Source organism: Bacillus sp. 2D03 (assembly GCF_003946765.1).
GTDB classification, from domain to species: Bacteria; Bacillota; Bacilli; order Bacillales; family Bacillaceae_G; genus Bacillus_A; species Bacillus_A cereus.
The window spans coordinates 170,298-192,656 of sequence record NZ_RPSJ01000002.1 but is presented as its reverse complement, the minus strand read 5'-3'; the positions used below and the strand labels follow the sequence as shown (position 1 = coordinate 192,656).

Sequence of the window (22,359 nt, the reverse complement as noted above, 5' to 3'; positions counted from 1 at the left end):
ATCTTAAAGTCATTATTGAATTACATTATACGGATTGATTATTTGCTAAATTCCCATGTTTTTCTTTTCTTAATACTGGTATATGAGCAATCACAATTCCAAGTATAGTAATCACTCCGCCAATTATCGAAACTAAAGTTGGCACTTCTCCTAACCATATCCAAGCAATGAAACACGCAGTTATTGGCGTTAAATATAGAGAACTTGTTGCTTCAGAAGCACCAGCACGAGATATAATATAGGCCAATGCAATATACGGGAGTACTGTTGGAAAGACACCTAAATATATAACGCTCAAGTTAACTTCAAGAGGAGCTGCTAGTATTTCTTGATAAACTCCGGGTAAGAAAATAAGCATACATATAGTACTAGACAAAATTGTATATATGGTAAATGGTAAGAAGCCGTATTTTTTTAAGTAAGATGTTTGGAAAACGAAAAATAGACTTTCTGAAATCGCCGCTAATAATATAAATACCCCCCCGCTATTTAATTGAATAGCGTCGCCTTGGCTAAATGAAATTAAGGCAATTCCTGCAAAACTCATTACACCACCGATCCAGCCATTTAATTTCATTTTTTCATTCAAAAAAACAAAAGCAAGAATTGCCGTCACTATTGGAGTGACTGAAATTATTAAACTTGCAGATCCAGCATTGACTGTTTTTTCGCCGTAATTTAATGCGATGTGATAAATAGTAAACCCTAAAGCACCAAATATAAAAATTGCTGGGATATCCTTTAAATCCGGTAGTCGTAGTTTGTATATAAATGAAAATAACAAAAGTATAAATGAAGCGATTAATAAGCGTAGTAAAGTAAGGTGTTCCGGCGTATAAGATTCAAGCCCCATACGAATTGCTGGAAAAGCAGTTCCCCATATAAGAATTGTAAAAGCGTGAGCACATATAATGCGTAAATCCCATTTTTTATTATGCATGTTTTCTCTCCCTCCCTAATAAACCAACCATTTTTAAATTACCAATTATTTCTTTTCATCATATTTAATAGTTGATACAATGTCTTCAACCAGTTATTTATCGGAAAAACCAACCACTTTGAATCTTTTAAATAAACGAGGGAGTTTTTTATATGACAAACGATAAAAAAGTGCCCAAATATCGGCAGATAATAGACTATATGAAAGAAAAAATTGAAAACGGAGAATGGCCAATTGGAAGTAAAATCCCTAGTCAGCGGCAGTTAGCAAAATTATTTCATGTAAATCGAAGTACTGTAATAACTGCGCTAGATGAACTTATGGCAGATGGTTTAATTCAAGGACAAATCGGAGCAGGAACAATTGTAACAAATAATACATGGTCATTATTAGCAACTAATCCCCCGCCTGATTGGAGTGAATATGTAAAGACAGGTATTCATAAACCAAGTAAGTTAATGGTGCGAAAAATAAATGCAGCAGAAGCAAATAAAACGCTTATCCATCTTAGTAAAGGTGAACTTGCACCTCATCTTTTCCCGCTCGAAACTATGCAATCTATAATAAAAAACGTCAGTGAGGAATTAGATTATTTCGGATACGAAGAACAAAAAGGTTTTTATCCGTTACGTGAAGCAATAAGCAAATATGTAAGATCATTTGGAATACATGCATCACCGGGTTCTATATTAATAGTGTCTGGTGCACTCCAAGCATTACATTTAATATCAATTGGTCTTTTACATAGAAAATCAACTGTTTTACTTGAACAACCTTCTTACTTATATTCACTTCATGTTTTTCAATCAGCAAATATAAATTTATCCGGTATATCAATGGATTATCACGGTATTTTACCTAACGACTTATTAAAACGAATTAAATATAGTCAAAAGAATAATATTTTATATTCAATCCCTTGTTTTCAAAATCCAACGGGGATATTGATGTCCAAAGAGCGAAGAAAAGAAATATTAAAAATATGTGAAAAAGAGAAATTGCCTATCATCGAGGATGATATTTACCGAGAGTTATGGCTTGATGAATCACCTCCAGCTCCTTTAAAGTCGATGGATAAACATGAACATGTATTATATATTGGTAGTCTCTCTAAAACACTTAGCCCAGGACTTAGAATTGGATGGATAATCGGACCAGAACCTGTTATTGATAGATTGTCAGATATAAAAATGCAAACAGACTATGGATCGAGTTCTTTATCTCAAAGAGTAGCTGCTGAATGGATAAATGAAGGTTTTTATGAAGAACATGTAGCAAACGTAAGAATGCACCTGAAAGAACAAAGACAAATAATGATACGAGCTTTAAATAAATATTGTGCAGATATTGCATCGTGGGATATTCCTAGTGGTGGAGTTTTTATATGGCTAAAGGTTGTACATAACATTCCGATGAAAAAACTATTTTCAGAGGCACTATCAAAAGGAATTCTTTTAAACCCGGGACGTATTTATGAAGAAGAATCAGATCAGTACATTCGTTTATCGTATGGATATGCTTCTCCAGAACAAATGACTTACGGGGTTAAATTGCTCAGTGAATTAATTCGGAAGTTAACAGCATAAAAAAATCCTCTTTTGTTTTTGGAGGATTTTTTTACGTATCTTATTTACCACAATTTCATTTCCTGCCCTAATAAAATAAGTTCTTCATAAGGATCTCCGTCAATATTTAATACTTGAGCAAAAGCAGGTTCTGTTTTTAAACCTTGTTCCTTTAAGTGAATAACTTCTTCCCTTATATGGGGATGCTGCATTAATAACATGTGCTCCACTATCATATGTCTATATGCATTTTGATTACGCACTGGCTTAGGTTGAGCAAATAATTCAAATTCAAAACCTTCGAATTCAAAATTCACCTTTATCGATTCAGTACCTTTCATTTTTTTCTTTTTTATATTGAACCCTCTATAAGAACCATATAAAGATCTCATTTCCTGCTCAAAAACATCAAAGTTATATACTTCCATTACAATATCTAAGTCAGATTGAGGAGTATCAATTCTTATAGGGATTGTCCCGCAAAGAACGGGATTATATAAAGCTAAATCCTCCATAATATTTAGTTTGTTCAAAACATCATATACTTTTTGTTGCTTGTCATTCCCTGATTGTAAATATGTAATAGATGTAAACATGGAAGTCTCTCCTTCATTTCACGTAATACGTGTCTCACTAAACTCAAGAAAAATTTGTCCGTTTAAACTTGTTCTTGAAGTACCTTTACTTCAATATATTAAAGTGAATAAACAATATGTTTCAACTTTTCTCCTATGCTGCAATACTATAAAAATAAAAAGGGAGGAATTATGATGAGCATTTTCAACATTCTTTTAACCATCCACATATTATTTGGAATGATATGTTTAATAACTGGGATAATAGCGATGGTTGCTCAAAAGAAGAAAGGTAAACATACGGAATGGGGTGAAATATATCACGCATCCTATGTCGTTATCACCGTTACTGCCATTATATTATCCATTATAAACTGGGATAAAATCGCATATTTATTTTATGTAGCAATCTTCTCTTATTCATTTGCGATTTATGGATACCTTGCACGAAAAAAACGTTGGAAAAATTGGCTCCATCACCACATTAGAGGTATGTTAGGTTCTTATATAGGTGCAGTCACCGCACTTTTAGTAAATGTCGGCATCCATATTCCCATTATAAATTTACTTCCGCCAATATGGTTTTGGTTTTTACCCACCTTAATTGGTATCCCCCTCGTAGCCAGTGTATCAAAAAAATATAAAAAGCGTAGTTGAAATTAATTACATTTTGATTACTTTCTGATTATTAGAATGAAAAATTATAATCTATGTATCACGAATGATATCATGAGTGCTCGCCCTATGAATATTTAAAATAAAATGCCGCCCAACAGGACGGCTCTTATTTTTACTTTACAAACGTAACATATTCACCAGAAACCCATTGATTTCCACCAACATTATACCAACCATCTTTATATCCAAATGATTGATATTTTTCACCTTGATACACGTTTTTCACAATGCCGTAATTTGTTCCTGGGCCGGTACGAACACGTAATACATCAGCGATTATAGTAACTACACCTATACCCTCATTTGATGATTGTGAAGGTGTTGGCACATTTCCTCCCGTATAACGAATATATGATGGATCGTTAAAAATCCACTGATCGCCACCGAGATTTAACCAGCCATTTGATTGCCCAAATACTTTGTAGGACTCTCCTTTCCCTAATTGACGAATAACGCCATATCCAGTACCAGGTCCTTTTCGTAAATTTACATTACTACCGTTAATATAAGCAATCCCTACACTATCATTCGACGTGGGAGGAGCCACTACGTTTTGAGCACCTTTTCCAAAAGTATCCGTTCCATATCCTTTGTAGTTATATTGCAAATGCGGGCTATCTACAAATCCTTTCCAGTCACCGCCCCATTCAAAACCAATTTGTTTAGCATAACGAATTGCTGATGCCCACGGTTCTTTATTATAGCCATTCCAATCTTCTGTACCATTCGACTGAATTGGAACAAAATCTAATGCCTGTCCTACTAAGTGATATGAGCGCATCGTTTGTGATGCTCCTTTACGAACATATTCACGTTGTTGCTCGACCGTTCGGATTGTTTCATAAATTAATACTTCAATTCCATTGTCGATACAGTACTGATACCACTTAAAAGCTGCAGCTTTCGTATTATCCGCTAATTTATTCAGATTACTTACATTTCTATTGTGGTATTTCAATATGCAACATCTCCTTTTCTATTATCCTATGCAAAACTCGTCTCACGGGTTGTACATATACCTACAACGATACGAAGTACAAATACATAGGAAGCCAATTCAGCTAAAAAGGTTTTCACTTCTAGCTTCAAACTTTGTAAGTTGAAATCGAAGCAATAAAAAAACCACAACTTAAGTCTTCCAGTTGCGGTTTTTGGTATTTTCTTTTTATATGCTACATGCCTTCTTGCATTGATAATCCTAATATACAGGTTGTGTAAATTTTTCCTTTATGAATAACACTTCTTATTCATGACTTTTCAAATCCAATAATATTGAATGTAAACGATCCGGATCATTAGTAAACATCCCATCAACGCCCCATAAAAGTAACTTTTTCATATCTTTTTCATTATCTACAGTAAATGGATGAACTTCTAATCCGTGTTTCTTTATTCTCTTTACATAAGCGGAATCAATATATTTATAGTTCATCCCAAGAGCGATGCAGTATGTTTTATACTTTTTTATCTCTAATTCAGTTAATTGAACTGCCTTTTTGTAAGGTAGTAATTGTACTAGCGGTAAAGTAACATCTAAACTATGAATTTTTTGCAGACTTTCTTCACTAAATGATTGAATAATAACGTTATCACTTATTTCGTAGTGCTTTATAATTTCTAATAGCTTCTCTTCCATACCAGCGTATTCATCTGGTGATTTTGTTTCAATATAATAGTTTGCACCATTCCCGAACGTTTCAATAATTTCTTCTAGTGTTGGAACTTTAGCATCTTCAAAGTCTTTCTTTGCTAAGTTCGGATATTTTTCATTGAAAAGAGAGCCAGCATTTAGTTGCTTTATTTCTTCTAATGTATGCTCTTTTACCAGCCCAGTACCATTCGTTGTACGGTTTAATGTTTCATCATGCATAGCCACTAAATGTCCATCTTTTGTCATTTGAAGATCAATTTCTATATAATCTCCATTCATTTGTTGGCCTAATTGATATGCTGCTATTGTATGTTCAGGTGCATACGCAGAAGCACCTCTATGTGCGATATTTTTTATATGATTTGATTGATTAATAGCTTTAGTATACTTATGTTCATTTATTTTCTGAAAAACAAAGATACTTATTACTATAAAGGCACAAATTATTGTAACGAGATATATCTTTTTCATAACGATTTATAAGCTCCTATATAAAGACGATTTAACTTGAATGATTTACTCAATTAAATGTCGATTTTCCAATACAGTCATTTTGCCGATAGCTTGAAATCCCGAGTTTTTATAAATGTTGATTCCATCGGGTGAAGCTTGTAACACACAATACATATTTTTTAATTTTTGTGCTTCTTGCAGAAGGAAATTGAACATAGTAGATCCGAATCCTCGTCCTCTCATTTCCTCTTTAGTTGCGATATCATAAATACCAATACTATCTTTTGAACATATCAATGAACCAACAGTTACGACTTCCCCTTCATAAAATCCTAAAAATAGTTTCATATTTTCACTGTTCCATAAATCAAGATTAGAAATTTGATTATAGAATGCTTGTACATGTATACCTTCTTCTGATGTGCCGAATAGATTAGCTAACATTTCTCCAAATTTTTTTATTTGTGCAGGTGAAGATGCCTGTTGAATTGTAAAACTTACTGGCATGTTTATTGTTGGAAAAATTGTTTTTAAGTCTGCTACCATCGCAATATTCTGTTCCGCTTCTTTTAAACCAATTTTAATTAACTTGCTTTTTATATCCCGCTCTTGCTCCTCATCCCATAACCAAACACTCATTGGAAAATTCTTTTGATTATAGTAGTCTACCTCCTTATATAATTTCTCTATCCCTACCGTTAAATTATTGTTTAATAGAGTGATGACATTGAATGTATCTGCAGGTAATCCGCAATCAACAGCAATATAATCTTTCGTTTCTTTTATATTCATTCCGGGCACAAATTGCGCAACATATGAAGTTTTAAATGTAAAGTTATCTATTAATAGTTGTTTATAATTCATCAATAGTTCTCCTTTTCATAAAAAGTAATCCTCGAATTCTTCTATATTAAATATAATATAGAAGAAATTTACCTTTTTCTATAAAAAGTACCTCTTTAAATTGTGCTCTATAGTTTAAAATAATTAAAAATGATATAACGTTGTCGGAATGAAAAAAGTGGTATATAATAAATATTAACATTACTAGTAATTATTTTAGGTATTCCTAGAATAAAGGAGCGATACATATGAAAATTACTATTTATTTCGGAAGTCATGAAGATCAAGATGTTCGTACTATGGACTGTCATTTAGATGTAGAAGATACAGAAGAGATTGTTTCTGTATCATAATATAAATAGTTAGGGTAAACCCTATTCCCTACAGCGTTTAAGGCACCTTTTATAAGGTGTCTTTTTTGTTATATTTTCATCAAAAATCCTTTACTTTATAGCGTTTTAATAGTAAAATATAAATATACGAACAAACGTTCTTTTTTATTTTAAACGTACATGAAGGGATGATTTTAACAATGGCTCCATTAAAGCGCAGAGGAAGAAAAAAGCAAGCACCTATTATTTCAAATACAGGCTTTATCGGCTCTGTCTTTATTGATACATTGGAGTTACAAAAGAAATCCTATTATTTCGCTCGTAAAAAACTTCAAATTGTTCATCACGTATTAGATGGTCTCTCTGGAGCAACAAGTGCTTTATTTAAAGAACATAACATTTCAGCATACATGTCATGTGTGTATTTACATAAACAAAAGAAAATTGGCTTTGTTCTTTCAACGAAACCATTTGAACAAAGTGATGGCGTTGCTTATTTTGTAAATTATTTAATCGAAAAGAATTTTTACGGCGGCCATGACGAAGATGTAGAATATCAAGAAGTATTTAATACAGGTTTTATCGGTGTAGTATTCGCTGATTTATCTAGTATAGATCGCTTTAATTTCGAGTTTGAAATGGGTATGCTAACGAAATTAATGAAAGATATGATTATTCCGGTTAAAGAACTCTTTTTACGCCATAATGTACCGGCTTACATCTCCACTTCTCATTTAGAAGAACAAAACAAATTAGGTTTCGTTCTCTCTGTAAAGCCATATGACGAACGCGCTGAAGCAGATTTATATTTTGAAGCATATTTAAAAGAACGAGGATTATTTATTGGTGATGAAGAAGATGAAATTGATAAGATTGTTATTAGAAAAACAGCTGAATTACGCTAGAAAAGCGCAGGATGATGATCCTGCGCTTTTTATAATTTATGAAACTGATTTACCAAATAAACGGTATTAGTTTTTTTGTTTTCTGTTTATACACTGTAAATTGTTCACCGTATTTATTCTGTAAGTAATCATCAGATTGCGGAATATAGTCAAAAACAAATACAAAGAATAGGCCTATAGGAATTAACAAACTATAAATTTCGTTTTATAGTATTTGCTTTTCTTAGCTTGAAAGAGGTAGCGGTATCCATTCTAAAAATAATCTAAGAATCTACTAAGCACTATAATCTTTCGAATGAACCTCTAATATGAAACGATTTGATGAAACTTTAATTACTATGAAATATAAGAATCCCCCTACAATTGGAATGGTGTACGCTGGGATATAATTTAATAATAGACCGGATAGTGCCATTGCTATAGGGAGCATCATTTTACCTATACTTAATCCAATGCTGAGAACCCTTCCCCTGTATTCATCGGGAATCTCATTTTGCATGAAATAAATTAAAGGAATATCAATTAGCGCTATAATAAACCCTAAAAAGATCATAACAACACAATACGTAATAACGAATACTAAATCATTCACTTCAAAACTTTTGAATAAAACTGGAATTCCTAAAATAATCATAAAAACTGACAACATAGAACTTAGTTTTTTCAAAAGATAAGAGTAAGAAAAACGATCAGTTATCTTTTTTACTACAATTGCACCAATTATCATCCCTACTGGAAAAGTCCCTTGAATGATACCAAATTGCTTAGAACCAAGATTGAGTACTGTGTTAATAATGTATGGCAATGGAACAGTTACAGCAAAGCCTAAGAAGAAATTAAACGAAATTAAAATATGAAACGTATTCTTTAAGCTTTCCTTTTCAAGTAAATAAGAAAACCCCTCTTTTATATCTTTAATAAAATTAACTCCACTTTTTGAATTTCCCTCATTTATGTTGTACTCGAATAGTTTAAAATGAATAAATAGTAATGCTATCCCTGAAAGAATAAAAGAAATACCGTTTATAATGATAAAAGTCTTAATATTAAATACTGAAAAAACGATACCACCTAACATAGGGCCGAGAATTAAAGATACAGAATCGATAATTTTACTTATAGAATTAATACTCATAAGCCTCTCTTTAGAGACGATATTTGGTTTTGCAGCCTCTAATCCTATTCCAAAAAAGGTTGTAAACACTGTCATAAGAAAGGTTGTAGTATAAATGATGAATAAGTTTAATCCATAATAGCTGCTTAATATATAAACAGCTATTAATAAGCAGCCACTTAGTAAATCCATACAAATAACTAGTTTCTTTTTATCAACCTTATCAGCAATTACACCAGCAAAGGGATTCAAAATAATCATTGGAATCGTTCCTAATATGAGCGTAATCGCGAAATTTAATGCAGATCCAGTTATTTGTAAAACATATAATCCTAGCGCGAAACTATACATAGAGCTACCAAATATTGATACTGTTTTTGCAATTGAATATAAAAAAATGTTTCTAAGTTCTTGGTTGCTTTTTTTATTTACTATATGTAATCGTAAACTTCCCATAACATTTCCCTCGCTTTTCTTCGTATTACATATAGTGTAAGGTCTCGGGTTAACCCAATATCAATATGTACAATTTGAAAAGTTTTAAGGAGAAATAAATAAAAGATGGGGCTAACCCCATCTTTTATCAACTGTGGGTTTTTACGTCTCTCTGCACTAATAGAAATAAAATGATTGCTATAAAAGACTTAGGTTTTTATATACGAATGCTAATTTTTTATTGAAATATAAAAATTAATATGGTATCTTCTATTACATTGATTAATTACATATGAGAATCATGTATAACTCCAAGAATATGGCTTGGGGGTCTCTACCAGGAACCAATAACTCCTGACTACAAAATGCGTATTATAGCGTTTGTAGTCAGGAATTTTTTTGTTCTAAGGTAAATAATGACGAGAAGGGATTACAAAAAAATGAATTTCAAAGTATTTATATTAGCTTTAGCAACAATAGCAGTAGGTCTTGTAGAGCTTATTGTTGGAGGAATATTGCCAGACATCGCTAAAGATTTTAATGTTTCATTAAGTTCCGCTGGTCAATTAATTACAATTTTCGCCTTTACTTATGCTATAGCAGGTCCTGTATTATTGATTTTCACAAGTAAAGTGGAACGAAAAAAATTGTATATTATTTCACTTTACACTTTTCTAATTGGAAATATACTTACTTATTTTAGTCCGAACTTTACTTTTATGATGATAGCACGAATATTAACTGCTATGAGTACTGCTTTAGTTGTCGTACTTTCCCTTACAATTGCAGCTAAGATTGTTAATCCCTCTTACCAAGCAAAAGCATTAGGATTAATTTATATGGGTATTAGCTCTTCACTTGTTTTAGGAGTTCCACTAGGCATATTAATTTCGAACACATTTGGCTGGAGAGTTATTTTTTTATGTATAGCTATTTTATCATTGGGATCTATTATCTTAATTTCATTATTTTTAGAGAAAATACCTGGAGAGGAAAACCGAACTCCTTTATCTATCCAATTAAAAGCCGTATGTAGTCCAAAACTAGGTGCTGCTCATCTAGCCACCATGTTTATGTTAGCAGGACACTATACTTTATATGCTTATTTTACTCCTTTTTTAGAAGAAAAGTTTCAACTAAGCCCTTATTGGATTAGCATATTTTATTTAATGTTTGGTATAGCTGCAGTAAGTGGCGGAGCGTTCGGCGGTGGATTATCAGATAAAATAGGCGCTCCAAAAAGTATAGTGATAGTTATTACTTTATTTGCTCTAATCTTATTTATATTACCATTCACGACAGTTTCTATTAGCCTATTTATTCCCGTTATGATAGTTTGGGCTACATTGAGTTGGGGACTTGCACCACCTCTACAAACTTATTTAATTCAAACTGCTCCAGAAACGTCAGATATACAGCAAAGTTTTAATAATTCAGCTCTACAAATAGGAATTTCGCTCGGCTCTGCAGTTGGAGGTATAGCCTTAAAACAAGTACATAATGTCGCTCATATGGCCTGGGTTGGTGGATCTCTAGTTCTATTGTCTTTAGGTTTGGCTATCTTTTCTCTTACTAGACATACATCGACAAGAGAGTGTCATGTGAGTGCTAAACATGTAGATTAACATACTCTTTGTCTTTTAATCGCAAAGAGTATAAATATAAATCGTCAAAAAAAGTCCAGTTATAAAACCGGACTTTTTTTGACGGGATTGCCCTTATCTTTTTCCGAAAAATGAATATGTATAAATTTCTTCTCCTTGAACAAAGAAATCCTCGTACTTTCCTCCTCGTGTCAAATAATTTGAAGTACTTTCATCAATGGATTGAAAGTGTAGATTTTGGATTTCTTTCGTTACTTTTGAAAGTGTAAAATTTTCTCGAAAGTTATTTGTAATTTGGCTATTTGAGCTGAAATTTTTAAATAAAATAAATAAACTTACTAAATAACAATCCGTTTTAAAAAGTGGATTTAATTCGTGAAGTAAAAAATCCTCATGCTCAAAACTATAATTGCTCGTACCAGAATGATCAATTACTATATCAACTGACTGATTCTGAATAGGGATATTCAAAAAATCAGCACAGATAAAGAGAATGTTTCTTTTCGGATTTCTTCTCGCTAATACATCTTTTAAAAATAAAAGTTTATTTAAATCTCGATCCACTGCAATATATAGGCAATTTTCAGGCAGTTCTTCATAAATGTTTCTCAAAAAGAATCCAAGTCCCGATCCTAAATCCAGTATTAATTTGTTATTTAAATTTAAATGTACTAGTTTCTTTTTCGCCCATTCCCCTTCCCTATGCATATTTTCCAAATACGCATTATCAGTTTCATGAATATAATCCGAAATAGTATCTTCAAGTGACGTTTGCTCATTTACTTTAAATAATTTACCCGCAGTTATAATTCCTGAAGTAATAATATATTCTTCACCACAATTACAAATTAGCTTCCCCTCAGTAATTTGATTGTTAGTAATAATTCCATTTTGAAGAATTAGTTTTTCGCTACACTTAGAACATGTAAGTAAATGAAGTACGCTTAAATCTATCCCTATAATTGAATTTGAAGTTTCATTTGTTAATAATAAATCTTGTAACACTTCCTTTAATTTATCCCGCCTCTTCCCCAAAAGCTCTATTTCCTGTTCCATCTTGTCATATTTCAATTTAAATAAAGATTGGTAAAAAGTATCATTTTCGTAATTCATAGATTTCGCTAAATTTTTATAAAAAAATAGTTCTTTAATTTCATTCAAGCTAAATCCTAGATCTTTGTAATGTAATATAAGTTCTAAATATATTTGACAATACTCATCAAAAAAATAATGCCCTCCCCTTTTTTCAGGAATAATGAGACCCAGGTCCATATAATGTCTAATTGTATCAATACTTATGTTATTTAATTCTCCAAATTTACCTATTTTCATAGCATCACTACCATTTATATATTTTTTTATATAGATTTCTATTTTTATATTTAAAAACCCTTTAAACTTTCGAAACAACATTATTTACGTTATGTATGGGATATTTGAATGCCACATATTTTATAGGTGTATAATCCTTTTATTTAATTAAATTTCCATCGCATAGAATATACAGGAATTTACAACTTAATATAGAACATAAAAAGGAGCAGTTTATATTCTAAATTAGGGGACATACATACGGAATGAGGGATTAGAAAATGAAAATTGCAATAGTCTGTTTTGATAACTTTACTGATATAGATGTTTTTCTACCATGGGATTTATTAAATCGTGTACGTTTAGTTGGCGGTATTTCTGATTGGGACGTTCAACTATTAGGAACGGGAAAAACTCATATATCCATGTCTGGCTTACGTATTCCCATGACAGGAAGCATATCTGATATTCCGTCTGCTGACGCTGTAATATTTGCAAGTGGTAAGGGTGTACAAAATTTATATAAAAATCAAGAGTATCTGAATAGCATTCATGTAGATCCTCAAAGACAATTAATAGGATCTATGTGTTCTGGTTCATTACTACTAGGAGCTAAAAAATTACTAACAGGTAAGAAAGCCACTACATATCCGTCCGTAGTAGAACAGCTTAAAGAATTTGATGTAGACGTTATTGAACAAAGTTTCGTAAACGAAGGAAATATCTCGACTGCTGCAGGCTGTTTTGCTGCTCAAGATCTCTCAGCCTGGATTATAAGAACCCTAATCAATGAAGAAATGGTCGATACTGTTCTAGAAACTGTTCAGCCAGTAGGCAAAGGCTTATATTTTTAATTTCAAATCAAGTTGAGGGATTGGTTGCTCCTTAAAACGATAAAATGAGCCTTTTTGTTTGATGGCGACATGATATGCCTCCAATTTCAATTCAATTAAATAAAAAACCCGTGAATTATTCACGGGTTTTCCTCTTAATAACTAATTGCTATTGTACCTTCACCTGCATGAACCGCAAATGAAATTGGTAATGGATATAGTTTAAAGTCCATTTCAGGGAATGCTTTTCTAATATCTGAAATCCATTCTTCAGCTCCATCTTTATCGTTAGCATGGAACATATGAAGTACTTTTGGTAATTCTTTTTCGAGTTCATTTTTAATGTATTCTCGACATTTTTGGATTTTGCGAACTTTCTTTTCAAGTAAAAGCTCTCCACCTTTTACTTCTAATATTAAGTTGACACTTAATAAACTTCCAAGTAAAAATTGAACTCCCTTTACACGTCCACTTGCGTAAAGGCCTTTTAAACTTTTCGGGAATACGTGGAAAGGTCTTCTTTTTTCATCTACTAATGTTTTGTGTATATCTTGTAACGTCATACCATCATTGTATAACGATTTCGCTTTTCTAATTAGTTCATCCATTGGATAACTTGTTGTTTCACTATCCAATACCGTTAATGGGAAACCTGCCATGTCTGCAGCTAACTTCATGTTTTGATAAGTTCCACTTACTTTTCCGCTAATAGCAACTGCAAATCCCTCTTCATATTCTTCTTTGCATTTCGAAAATAACTCTACCATTTCCCCTATGTTAGGCTGTGATGTAGTGACAGTTTTACCTTCGTTTAACGCATTATAGACGCGCTCACGCACACCTTCTTCACAATCTTTGTACGACACACCATCAATAATAACTTCAATTGGGATAACAAAGTTATCTCCTTCTGTTGTAAAACTCGCAGTTGTACTATCAGTAATCCAAGCAACACGCTTCATGTTGTTCCTCCCTTAATTCAATTCCTCTTTTCTGACTTTTCTATATATTTATGTTACGAAAAGAGAATATCCCTGTAATGGTAACAGGACTTTATTGTTTTGGCTATAGTAGATGGATATTAAATGTGAATATTTTTTGTCATTTTCACGAAAAAAAGAAGAAAACCGAAGTATTTGCCCGATTTTCTTCTTTTTATACATTATTTAAAGGTTTCATTATCTAAAATTACAACATAATCATTTGTCAATCGACCAGCTTCTTTCGTATAACTAACAAGTCTTTGTACGTTATCACAGCAAAGTTTCGCTCCCCATACGAGTAACGGTACGCCGATGAAGTCGATGTGAAATCTTCTAGAAAACAGACCACCGAAAGTCATTGGTAAAGGCACTGTTGGTGATGTATTAGAAAAAATAATCTTTTCATGACTTTGATAATGTTTTTGCAAAATCTCTCCTAAATGTTTCATCGCAGGTACAACGACTTTTGATGCACCACATCCAATTGTATAAACCGGATTACCATTTTCGTCTATTCCATGAAAAATGATTTTGCCCATATCTTCTGTTTTCAATTTATTAAAGTAATCTACATTCAAAATTTCTTCTTTCGTTAACTTGCGATCCGTTGGTAATTTATTTAAATGATAAGCTGCAGCAAGTGAAGTTGAATGTGTTCCGCCAAAATCTGTATAAATGAATATCATATTATCATCCCTTGTTGTAAAAGTTCAATGTTATTTAGTATTACCGTTCACGGCGCTGTTAAACAATGGATGAATACTTTCATGTTTTTTGTATTAATTCATTATATTTTTTCCAAATATAATATCGTTTACTAATTACAGTACCTAATGTGATACATAAAAAGGTATTTGTTACAACCATTAATGTATAGTGAGTACTGCTAGAAAACATACTTTGTTTAATCAAAACCTTCGTACCTAGAATGGCAAGTAGAATAGTTGTACTTAACCAATTTCCTTTTCGTAATACATGACCTGTTTCACTATCTAATCGAAATGTTAAAACTTTTCCCCTAATCATTCCAAGACCCAATCCAATCCCCAGCATTACAACGAATAGTAATACTTTCAATATAGTTAATTGTCCCATATGAATAATAGACTGGATTGTCGCAAAGCACAGCAAAGTCGGAATGAACCAAATACGATTAATATTCACTTTATATTCTTTACCTTGCATTAATATCATTATAAAAACAACAAGTAGAATAACAAATAGAATATCCATTTAGAGTCCTCCTATTTACTTGTTTACATTTGAAAATTATATTCGCTTCTTTTCATTCCATACTTTAAATATACTAGCTAATAAAAATTATAAAATATAGAATGTGATTTCCCATCAGTTTTAAGCATTGTTTATGCAAAAAAGACGTACAAATAAATAGTACGTCTTTTTTGCATTTATTAATGCGTTCATAAACTCTTTTAACCTTATGAAAAAGAGTTTTCTAATTCTTTCATTATCTTTTCAGGACCCGCTCCTTTATTTGACGGAATAACTACTGTAATACCTAAGCCTGGATATACGGCTGAGCGAAAACTGACTCCTGGATCATATCCCATTACATGATATTTGAATATCTTGTTTTCTCTTGTTTCAATCCATATTCCATAGCCGTAAGACTGATTATTATTTACTTGCATATGAGGAGTTAAAAGCATGTTTGTATATTCTCGGCTTATGATTTCATAGTTAAATAACGCTTCCCAGAATTTCAGCATGTCTGGCGCAGTAATAAAAGCACCACCATCAGAACCACCTTTTATTGGTATAGAGTAGGCGTTTGTTCTCCAATTTTGGTTAATTTCGTCTTTTATATATCCTAAAGCTGTGTGTCTTGGTAAACTATCTAAAGAAAAATAGCCAGAATCATTCATACCAATTGGATTGAATATGTTTTTTTCTATATATTCCGTAAATTCAAATCCTGTCTGTTCTTCGATTATTAATCCCAGTATGATAAAACCTGCATTATTGTAGTGAAACTTACTTCCAGGTGCAAACATCATATTTCTGCTTTGGAATAATGGTAAGAAGTCTTTTAAATTTTTTAATAGATACATAGGAGTTTGTTCCCAAAGATCTTCGAAGTTATCCATAATACTTTCATCAAAATAATCTGGAATACCCGAACTATGCGTCAAAAGGTGATGTATTGTAATATCTTCATTGAAGTTTGGAAAGTTTATACGTAAACACTCTTTTAACTTTGTTTGAAAAGTAATTATCCCCTTCTCAACAAGTTGACAGATACCGATAGCAGTGAATATTTTACAACCGGAGGCAATTCCGAACCTTGTTTGTAGCGTATTATTTATACATTCATTGCGATTTGCGTAACCAAACGCCTCTTCATAGACTAAGCCTTTTTCTTCTTTTACTAAAATTATCCCAGAGAAATCTATATGCTGATGCATTTCTTTTACAATGCTGTCTATTTGATCTTTTGTTTTCATTACAAAAACCACCCTCGTTTATCAATATTGTTCACCCTTCTTATATTTCCATATATAGGAGGGTAAACCCTCCAATTGAATACCGTAAATCAAAACCAAGATTACTATTTTGAATTGATTGACTCAGAGGAATGCACTTTAGAATGTGAGGGCAATAAAGTAAATACACACAATATGATAGTTATAAGCAGCATTACCAATGAGCCTACAATAACCACAAGTTGTATAGAAATAAATTGAGTTGCAACTCCGAACAAAATCGTAATTAAAATGGTGATGCCAGCAATCACAAGCCCATATATACTCCCAATCCGTCCCATGATATGGACAGGGACATTATTTTGATAAAAGGTATAAAATCCTGTGTTTGCATACGCCATAGAGAAAGATAAAATAAAGAATCCAATAGCAGCTATTAAAAATACATTTGAAAAAGCATAAATTAAATAACCAATTGTAATGAATAATGATCCTATTCCAATTAGAAGTGAAGGTGCTAATTTCTTTGACAAAATTGTATTTGTTATGGCACCTAAAATAAATCCTGCACCAGCTATACTAACTAGAAAACCATATTCACTATCTGTTAGTAGTAATACCTCTTTCGCAAACGATAGTTCAAGTGAATCAGTAGCGGTTGCTAATACGAACATACTTTGAAATAAGAAGTACACGCATACGACATACACATGTTTTCTACTAAAATTTATAACAGTGTTCCAATCTTTTTTTAATACTGTAAGAGATAATGTATTACTTGTTGTATCCGAAGCTTCTTTCTTATCAAGATTAGGTAAAAGTAATGTAGTGAATCCTGATAACAGAAATGCTATAGCATTTATATATATAGCAATCTCTGGTGTACTCGCAATTAATAAAACCCCTGCTATCGCTGGACCAATTAAAAATGCACCAGATCCTATTAAACTACGTAATGAGTTGAAACGTTGTCTTTGTTCTACTGGAATTAATTTCGTCATATACGTCATAGCAGTTGGCTCATAAATTGCACTGGCCATACTTATAAAGAATACAAATACATAAACAATCCAAAGTGACGGAAGTAAAGGTAAAATAGCGATAAATAACGCACGATATATATCGAGGTGAATCATTAATTTCCGTTTATTTAAACGATCAATCATACTCCCAGACCAAGCGTTTGTAAATAAAGTGGCTAATGGTTTTATTACATATAAAGCAGCAACAGCTAAGGCTGATCCGCCCATATGATAGACAAGTACATTCAATGCTATTAAGTAAATCCATGCTCCTAAATTCGCAATACCAACACCGGACAGTAGTAATAAAGGATATTTCCAATCTTTAAGAAAGTTTTTCATTTTTGGCCCCCGCTTTCCAAATTGTTTTAAAACAATAAAAAAATCCCACCCCCAAGACTTTTAATCTTAGGGACGAGATTTATCATCGCGGTGCCACCCTAGTTTGTTAATATGTCACCATATTAACCTTATCAGGTACTGCATTCTAACTCATGCTTATACCATAGCTCTATAACGGGAGCTCCCGTCACACCATCCCCTAATAATAGGTTCCGATGCGCTGCTCAGAGGCTTGGTTCAATAAAGAATTTTTACTCCTTTTCAGCTAAATGGAGCTCTCTGTGAAAAATTCATTTTATTTACTCTTCTCTTCACTGCATTTGATTTTTCCCATATTATCACAATTATTTTTAACTGTAAATAAAAAATAATCAGATATTTATATTTCCGTCATTTTTGCTTTACGACCAATTCGACATACGAAACGCATTAGCTTTTTATGAAGATAAGGAAATAAAGTAAAGAATACGTCCATCGTTTTTTTTAATGGCATTGGACAAATTACTAATTTATTTTTATGAATAGCTTTCAGTGCAATTTCAGCAAACTTGTCAGCTGAAATTGGCTTATTTGTTTTTAGTTGTTTTATAATGTGATTCTTATTCATATTAATTGCAATTGATTTTTTAAATATGGGTGTATCTACAAAAGTTGGACAAAGCACACTTACATTTACACCGTATTCTTCCGCCTCATAATGTAATGAAGTTGTTAAACCTACGATAGCATGTTTGGTTGTTGCATACGCGGTACAAAGGGGAGCTGGTCCTAAACCAGTTGCAGAAGCAGTATTAATGATATGACCAAATCCTTGTTTTTTCATGAATTGGTAAGCCAATTGTGTTCCGTAAATTACTCCTAATAAATTTATTTCAATAATATGTTTCCAATCATCCAAAGACATATCGTATACTTCTCCATACATAGCAATTCCTGCATTATTAAACATATAATCTATTCTACCAAACTCATTAACTATTTTTATAATAAGTTCTTCTACGGATCCAGCGTTAGTAACATCTAAATATTCGAACCTAGCTAGTTGATTATTATTTTTTATATTATTCACAAGGTTTTGGCCACAGGCTTCATTAATATCAGCGATAATTACAAATATATCTTTATTTGCTAATTGAATGGCTAAAGCTTTACCAATACCAGAAGCGCCGCCAGTTATAATTGCGACTCTTTGCTCATCCATATAAATAACCTCCTGTTGTTTATACAAATAATGAAAACGGACGAGTGTAAGGATTTGAACAATCGTTCTAATTCGCGTGTCACGCTACATATATTTGTTTGAAATAGAGAGTAAAAAAATTTTAATAGCTTCTTCAAATAAAACTTCTAATTTCTCCATTTCAATTGAATGAATGAATTGACATAATCCACCTAGCCATGAACCTAATAAAAGGCATGAACCCTCAACATTTTTCATATAAAACTCACCACTTTTTATACCTTCATCTAAAATTTGTTGATATGCCTTTAAAGGGACAACAGCTAAACCATAAAGTTGTTGAACTGTAGAAGGATTCGTGCTCGGATCAGAGGCAAGTTCTTGCCCCGCTCTTAATAACGGCGTTTTGTAATTATAAAGTACAAATTTAGCCATTCCATATAATTTTTCAGTTGCGTTTGTATACTGTTTTTCTGCCATTTTCCATTTATCATGCCAGTTTTTCATACTGTCTTTAGCTAAATAAACAAATAATTCTTCTTTATTTTTATAATGATAATATATATGTCCTTTACTATAACCAGAGGCTTTAGCAATGTTATCAATGGAGGTTTTTGTATACCCTTTTAAGGAAAATAACTCTATCGCTTTTTCTCCTATTATTTCTTTGGCTAAATCACTATCATATCGTCTTTTATTCAATGTAGACTCCTTCCATCGTTTAATACAAAAATTGAACAATCGTTCTAATTTCAATATATGTAAGTTTTTTTGTTTTAGTAACTGTTAAGTATTTTATTTATTATTTTTTCTAAAAAATACGGTGCGTGAAATTACTCATAAATTTTTAAAAAAGAACCTATTGGATATAGGTTCTTCAACAAGTTTGAATTAATTCGTATTCGCCTCTGTTAACGGTTGTAACGGCGGTTCTAATTCTAGTTCTAGTGTATCTCCTTCTTGTAAATTTTGTCCTTTTTCAATACTTTGGCTCGTTACATAACCTGTACCAGAAGTTTTCAAATCTAATTTCAAAAGCTTAGAGAAATACATAACATCACGCATGGACCAACCTTTTACATTTGGCATTTGTGCGTTATTCCCTAATAAAAATATACGATCCCCTTCACTCATGACCTCGCCAGACTGTGGATATTGTTTTATTATTTTTCCTTCTCCTAAAATTATTGGCTGTAGCTTCTCTTTTTCTACACTTTTCTCTGCTGTACCCATCGATTGATTTACATAATTTTGTACTTTTAATTGAGATTGCTTCGTTGCATCAGCTATTTGTTTTTCTGTATACGGTTTCACCTTTAAATATTCAAGGCTGTTTTTTATAACAGGTTTAAATATTTCAGCAAGAGGCTGAGCTCCATACTCATCTCCTTTTAACTTTGGCTGCTTAATAGCTAAGTATACGATTAACTCCGGATCATCAATTGGAGCCATTCCTAAAAAGGAGAAAATGTAATTCTCTTTCCCTTCCATATATCGGCCGTTTTCAGGATTCGGTATTTGTGCTGTTCCTGTCTTACCTCCAATTGGATAACCATCCACTTTATACATTGTACCAGTTCCTTTTGAAGATGTTATAACACGCTCCATTAAGCTTCTAACCTTGTCCGCTGTTTCTTTTTTTATCGGATTCCCAATTTCTTTCGGTTGATTTTCCATAATAACTTCTTTGTTTGTTGGATTTACAACTTTATCAACAATATATGGTTGCATCATTTTCCCGTCATTTGCTATAGCAGTAGCCGCTTGGATTAATTGAATCGGAGTTACTGTAGAACCTTGACCGAAAGAAGTTGTAACCTGTTGAATTTGCGTATTTAATAATAAAGTATTTTTACTTTCTCCAGGTAAATCTATTCCTGTTTTTTGATTGAATCCAAATTTATTCATATATTGCTTAAATTTATTTGGTTTCAGTAACTGATCTTCTAAAATAGAAAAAGCTACGTTTGATGATCTTTCAAAACCTTCATCAAATGTAATTGATCCCCATCCAAATCCACCATTATGATCTTTTATATCAGAGGAACCAACGGAATATTTTCCAGATTGAAAATATTCTTTGCCGTTATATACACCTTCATTAATGGCAGCTGCTAACGTAAAAACTTTCATAGTTGAACCTGGTTCATATGCATTTGCAATCGGATCATTTAAAAAGTATTCGATATCACCTACATTAGGATTGTAACTAGGCTTACTAGACATCGCTAAAACTTTACCTGTTTTTGGATCAGCAATAATTCCAATTAACATAGAAGGATCATAATGCTCTTGTGCTTTGTTCATCGCTTCTTCTAAAAAGCTATTAATTTGTTTATCAAGCGTTAAATACACGTTATTCCCATTTTTAGCAGGTTCTACTTTACCTATATCATTTGTAAGCGGAATCCCCCTTCGTGTACCCACATATTCTATATTCCCGTTTGTCGAGCGCAAATATTTATCCAAACTCTTTTCAAGCCCAAACTTCCCTTCCGTATTCCCTTTATCATCTGGTCTAGCAAAACCAAGTATATAGGATGCAAAGTCTTCATTCGGATACACTCTTGCTTTTTCCGACATAAAAGATACACCTGGTATTTTTAAATCATTAATTTTTTCCTTCTTTTCCCTAGATAAGTTCCGACCAATTTTCCCAATTTCAACTTGCGTACGCCCTTCATGAAAGTTTTTTAATACTTCTTCTTTATCAATTTCAAGCGCATCGGCTAATTGTTGTGCGGTTTCATCTTTATTTTTCACTTTATCTTTTCCTTTTAAATTCACAACAACTCGATACGTTGTAGAATCTTGTACTAACACCTTTCCCGTTTGGTCATAGATAGTACCACGATTCGCTTCTAAAACACCTTTTTTATTATGTTGTTCATCCGCGAGGTCCTTTACATTTACATTATGCACGACTCCTACTGCCTGAATATAGACTATACGCAAAATCATAATAAGAAACAAAACAATAAAAGCAATCATCATATATCGAGCGCCTTTATTCGTTTGAAGTTTTTGCATACTTATCTCCTCTCTTTTGGAATGGATTCGTACGAAGATGCGTTTTATAATTTGTAGTTTTTGTTTACGATACTATATGTTTCGAAGTTTTCTTTTTAATTCCTTTAAAACAATACGAA

General features: G+C 32.3%; 20 protein-coding genes, 1 pseudogene, 1 riboswitch and 1 other annotated feature. Of the genes and pseudogenes, 5 read left to right on the top strand and 16 right to left on the bottom strand.

Annotation, left to right across the window (positions count from 1 at the left end; all coding sequences use genetic code 11):
• Positions 1-25: 25 nt before the first annotated feature.
• On the bottom strand, positions 26-940 hold the full coding sequence (locus EBQ15_RS05970) for a DMT family transporter (RefSeq protein WP_000551618.1): 915 nt from the start codon (positions 938-940) through the stop codon (positions 26-28).
• Positions 941-1,092: 152 nt separating this feature from the next.
• On the opposite strand from EBQ15_RS05970, the gene pdxR reads away from it, so the two are divergent.
• Positions 1,093-2,526, top strand: coding sequence for a MocR-like pyridoxine biosynthesis transcription factor PdxR (pdxR, locus tag EBQ15_RS05965; protein WP_000180306.1), 1,434 nt, complete (start codon positions 1,093-1,095; stop codon positions 2,524-2,526).
• Positions 2,527-2,570: 44 nt separating this feature from the next.
• On the opposite strand, the gene EBQ15_RS05960 is transcribed toward pdxR, so the two are convergent.
• The gene (locus tag EBQ15_RS05960; protein WP_000495176.1) at positions 2,571-3,101 is read right to left on the bottom strand and encodes a DUF4269 domain-containing protein; all 531 of its coding nucleotides are present in this window, start codon (positions 3,099-3,101) and stop codon (positions 2,571-2,573) included.
• A 174-nt stretch (positions 3,102-3,275) separates the two neighbouring features.
• Here EBQ15_RS05960 and EBQ15_RS05955 point away from each other — a divergent pair, with 174 nt between their 5' ends.
• Complete coding sequence (locus EBQ15_RS05955; protein WP_000021726.1) at positions 3,276-3,737, top strand: hypothetical protein; 462 nt, start codon at positions 3,276-3,278, stop codon at positions 3,735-3,737.
• 133 nt (positions 3,738-3,870) lie between these two features.
• Here EBQ15_RS05955 and EBQ15_RS05950 read toward each other — a convergent pair whose 3' ends face one another.
• From EBQ15_RS05950 to EBQ15_RS05940, 3 genes are all read right to left on the bottom strand, one after another.
• Positions 3,871-4,716: an SH3 domain-containing protein gene (locus EBQ15_RS05950; RefSeq protein WP_000873734.1), complete on the bottom strand. Its 846-nt coding sequence runs from the start codon at positions 4,714-4,716 to the stop codon at positions 3,871-3,873.
• Between the two features lie 285 nt (positions 4,717-5,001).
• Positions 5,002-5,880, bottom strand: a complete 879-nt coding sequence (locus EBQ15_RS05945) for a glycerophosphodiester phosphodiesterase (RefSeq protein WP_000725657.1) — start codon at positions 5,878-5,880, stop codon at positions 5,002-5,004.
• A gap of 45 nt (positions 5,881-5,925) precedes the next feature.
• Entirely contained in the window at positions 5,926-6,726 is an 801-nt protein-coding gene (locus EBQ15_RS05940; RefSeq protein WP_001107072.1) for a GNAT family N-acetyltransferase, read from the bottom strand.
• 511 nt (positions 6,727-7,237) lie between these two features.
• On the opposite strand from EBQ15_RS05940, the gene EBQ15_RS05935 reads away from it, so the two are divergent.
• On the top strand, positions 7,238-7,942 hold the full coding sequence (locus EBQ15_RS05935; RefSeq protein ID WP_000035356.1) for a hypothetical protein: 705 nt from the start codon (positions 7,238-7,240) through the stop codon (positions 7,940-7,942).
• A gap of 49 nt (positions 7,943-7,991) precedes the next feature.
• On the opposite strand, the pseudogene EBQ15_RS31970 reads toward EBQ15_RS05935, so the two are convergent.
• A pseudogene (locus EBQ15_RS31970) lies at positions 7,992-8,147 on the bottom strand (methyltransferase family protein); the annotation flags it as partial.
• 69 nt (positions 8,148-8,216) lie between these two features.
• Positions 8,217-9,512, bottom strand: a complete 1,296-nt coding sequence (locus EBQ15_RS05930) for an MFS transporter (protein ID WP_000535187.1) — start codon at positions 9,510-9,512, stop codon at positions 8,217-8,219.
• A 260-nt stretch (positions 9,513-9,772) separates the two neighbouring features.
• A riboswitch (purine riboswitch) is annotated at positions 9,773-9,872 on the top strand.
• A 59-nt stretch (positions 9,873-9,931) separates the two neighbouring features.
• Here EBQ15_RS05930 and EBQ15_RS05920 point away from each other — a divergent pair.
• Complete coding sequence (locus tag EBQ15_RS05920; RefSeq protein ID WP_001009829.1) at positions 9,932-11,116, top strand: MFS transporter; 1,185 nt, start codon at positions 9,932-9,934, stop codon at positions 11,114-11,116.
• A 93-nt stretch (positions 11,117-11,209) separates the two neighbouring features.
• Here EBQ15_RS05920 and EBQ15_RS05915 read toward each other — a convergent pair whose 3' ends face one another.
• Positions 11,210-12,427 (bottom strand): methyltransferase domain-containing protein, encoded by a 1,218-nt coding sequence (locus EBQ15_RS05915; RefSeq protein ID WP_033682838.1) that lies wholly within the window; start codon positions 12,425-12,427, stop codon positions 11,210-11,212.
• 260 nt (positions 12,428-12,687) lie between these two features.
• On the opposite strand from EBQ15_RS05915, the gene EBQ15_RS05910 reads away from it, so the two are divergent.
• Positions 12,688-13,260 (top strand): DJ-1/PfpI family protein, encoded by a 573-nt coding sequence (locus tag EBQ15_RS05910; RefSeq protein WP_000684442.1) that lies wholly within the window; start codon positions 12,688-12,690, stop codon positions 13,258-13,260.
• A gap of 134 nt (positions 13,261-13,394) precedes the next feature.
• Here the strand turns inward: EBQ15_RS05910 and EBQ15_RS05905 are convergent, their stop codons facing one another.
• The 8 genes from EBQ15_RS05905 to EBQ15_RS05870 form a co-directional block, all read right to left on the bottom strand.
• Entirely contained in the window at positions 13,395-14,201 is an 807-nt protein-coding gene (locus tag EBQ15_RS05905; protein ID WP_000831941.1) for a DegV family protein, read from the bottom strand.
• Between the two features lie 200 nt (positions 14,202-14,401).
• Positions 14,402-14,908 carry a DUF3189 family protein gene (locus EBQ15_RS05900; RefSeq protein WP_000576339.1) on the bottom strand — a complete coding sequence of 169 codons (507 nt, stop codon included), beginning with the start codon at positions 14,906-14,908 and terminating at the stop codon, positions 14,402-14,404.
• A 79-nt stretch (positions 14,909-14,987) separates the two neighbouring features.
• The gene (locus tag EBQ15_RS05895; RefSeq protein WP_000353195.1) at positions 14,988-15,455 is read right to left on the bottom strand and encodes a DUF1453 family protein; all 468 of its coding nucleotides are present in this window, start codon (positions 15,453-15,455) and stop codon (positions 14,988-14,990) included.
• Between the two features lie 206 nt (positions 15,456-15,661).
• Positions 15,662-16,687 carry a serine hydrolase domain-containing protein gene (locus EBQ15_RS05890; protein ID WP_000849938.1) on the bottom strand — a complete coding sequence of 342 codons (1,026 nt, stop codon included), beginning with the start codon at positions 16,685-16,687 and terminating at the stop codon, positions 15,662-15,664.
• Between the two features lie 104 nt (positions 16,688-16,791).
• On the bottom strand, positions 16,792-18,030 hold the full coding sequence (locus EBQ15_RS05885; protein WP_000787863.1) for an MFS transporter: 1,239 nt from the start codon (positions 18,028-18,030) through the stop codon (positions 16,792-16,794).
• A gap of 65 nt (positions 18,031-18,095) precedes the next feature.
• Positions 18,096-18,354, bottom strand: a binding site (T-box leader).
• A gap of 55 nt (positions 18,355-18,409) precedes the next feature.
• Complete coding sequence (locus EBQ15_RS05880) at positions 18,410-19,231, bottom strand: SDR family NAD(P)-dependent oxidoreductase (protein WP_000344372.1); 822 nt, start codon at positions 19,229-19,231, stop codon at positions 18,410-18,412.
• An 84-nt stretch (positions 19,232-19,315) separates the two neighbouring features.
• Positions 19,316-19,912 carry a TetR/AcrR family transcriptional regulator gene (locus EBQ15_RS05875; protein WP_001042683.1) on the bottom strand — a complete coding sequence of 199 codons (597 nt, stop codon included), beginning with the start codon at positions 19,910-19,912 and terminating at the stop codon, positions 19,316-19,318.
• 189 nt (positions 19,913-20,101) lie between these two features.
• A complete protein-coding gene (locus tag EBQ15_RS05870; protein ID WP_001170960.1) occupies positions 20,102-22,240 on the bottom strand; it encodes a penicillin-binding protein in 2,139 nt (712 codons plus the stop codon).
• Between the last annotated feature and the right edge of the window lie 119 nt (positions 22,241-22,359).

What these genes read in the sequence shown, in the direction of transcription:
- EBQ15_RS05870 (WP_001170960.1), bottom strand. Translation starts at nt 22,240, where the DNA reads ATGCAAAAACTTCAAACGAATAAAGGCGCTCGATATATGATGATTGCT.
- EBQ15_RS05880 (WP_000344372.1), bottom strand. Translation starts at nt 19,231, where the DNA reads ATGGATGAGCAAAGAGTCGCAATTATAACTGGCGGCGCTTCTGGTATT.
- EBQ15_RS05905 (WP_000831941.1), bottom strand. Translation starts at nt 14,201, where the DNA reads ATGAAGCGTGTTGCTTGGATTACTGATAGTACAACTGCGAGTTTTACA.
- EBQ15_RS05940 (WP_001107072.1), bottom strand. Translation starts at nt 6,726, where the DNA reads ATGAATTATAAACAACTATTAATAGATAACTTTACATTTAAAACTTCA.
- EBQ15_RS05900 (WP_000576339.1), bottom strand. Translation starts at nt 14,908, where the DNA reads ATGATATTCATTTATACAGATTTTGGCGGAACACATTCAACTTCACTT.
- EBQ15_RS05935 (WP_000035356.1), top strand. Translation starts at nt 7,238, where the DNA reads ATGGCTCCATTAAAGCGCAGAGGAAGAAAAAAGCAAGCACCTATTATT.
- EBQ15_RS05895 (WP_000353195.1), bottom strand. Translation starts at nt 15,455, where the DNA reads ATGGATATTCTATTTGTTATTCTACTTGTTGTTTTTATAATGATATTA.
- EBQ15_RS05955 (WP_000021726.1), top strand. Translation starts at nt 3,276, where the DNA reads ATGAGCATTTTCAACATTCTTTTAACCATCCACATATTATTTGGAATG.
- EBQ15_RS05930 (WP_000535187.1), bottom strand. Translation starts at nt 9,512, where the DNA reads ATGGGAAGTTTACGATTACATATAGTAAATAAAAAAAGCAACCAAGAA.
- EBQ15_RS05945 (WP_000725657.1), bottom strand. Translation starts at nt 5,880, where the DNA reads ATGAAAAAGATATATCTCGTTACAATAATTTGTGCCTTTATAGTAATA.
- EBQ15_RS05960 (WP_000495176.1), bottom strand. Translation starts at nt 3,101, where the DNA reads ATGTTTACATCTATTACATATTTACAATCAGGGAATGACAAGCAACAA.
- pdxR (WP_000180306.1), top strand. Translation starts at nt 1,093, where the DNA reads ATGACAAACGATAAAAAAGTGCCCAAATATCGGCAGATAATAGACTAT.
- EBQ15_RS05915 (WP_033682838.1), bottom strand. Translation starts at nt 12,427, where the DNA reads ATGAAAATAGGTAAATTTGGAGAATTAAATAACATAAGTATTGATACA.
- EBQ15_RS05920 (WP_001009829.1), top strand. Translation starts at nt 9,932, where the DNA reads ATGAATTTCAAAGTATTTATATTAGCTTTAGCAACAATAGCAGTAGGT.
- EBQ15_RS05885 (WP_000787863.1), bottom strand. Translation starts at nt 18,030, where the DNA reads ATGAAAAACTTTCTTAAAGATTGGAAATATCCTTTATTACTACTGTCC.
- EBQ15_RS05910 (WP_000684442.1), top strand. Translation starts at nt 12,688, where the DNA reads ATGAAAATTGCAATAGTCTGTTTTGATAACTTTACTGATATAGATGTT.
- EBQ15_RS05890 (WP_000849938.1), bottom strand. Translation starts at nt 16,687, where the DNA reads ATGAAAACAAAAGATCAAATAGACAGCATTGTAAAAGAAATGCATCAG.
- EBQ15_RS05970 (WP_000551618.1), bottom strand. Translation starts at nt 940, where the DNA reads ATGCATAATAAAAAATGGGATTTACGCATTATATGTGCTCACGCTTTT.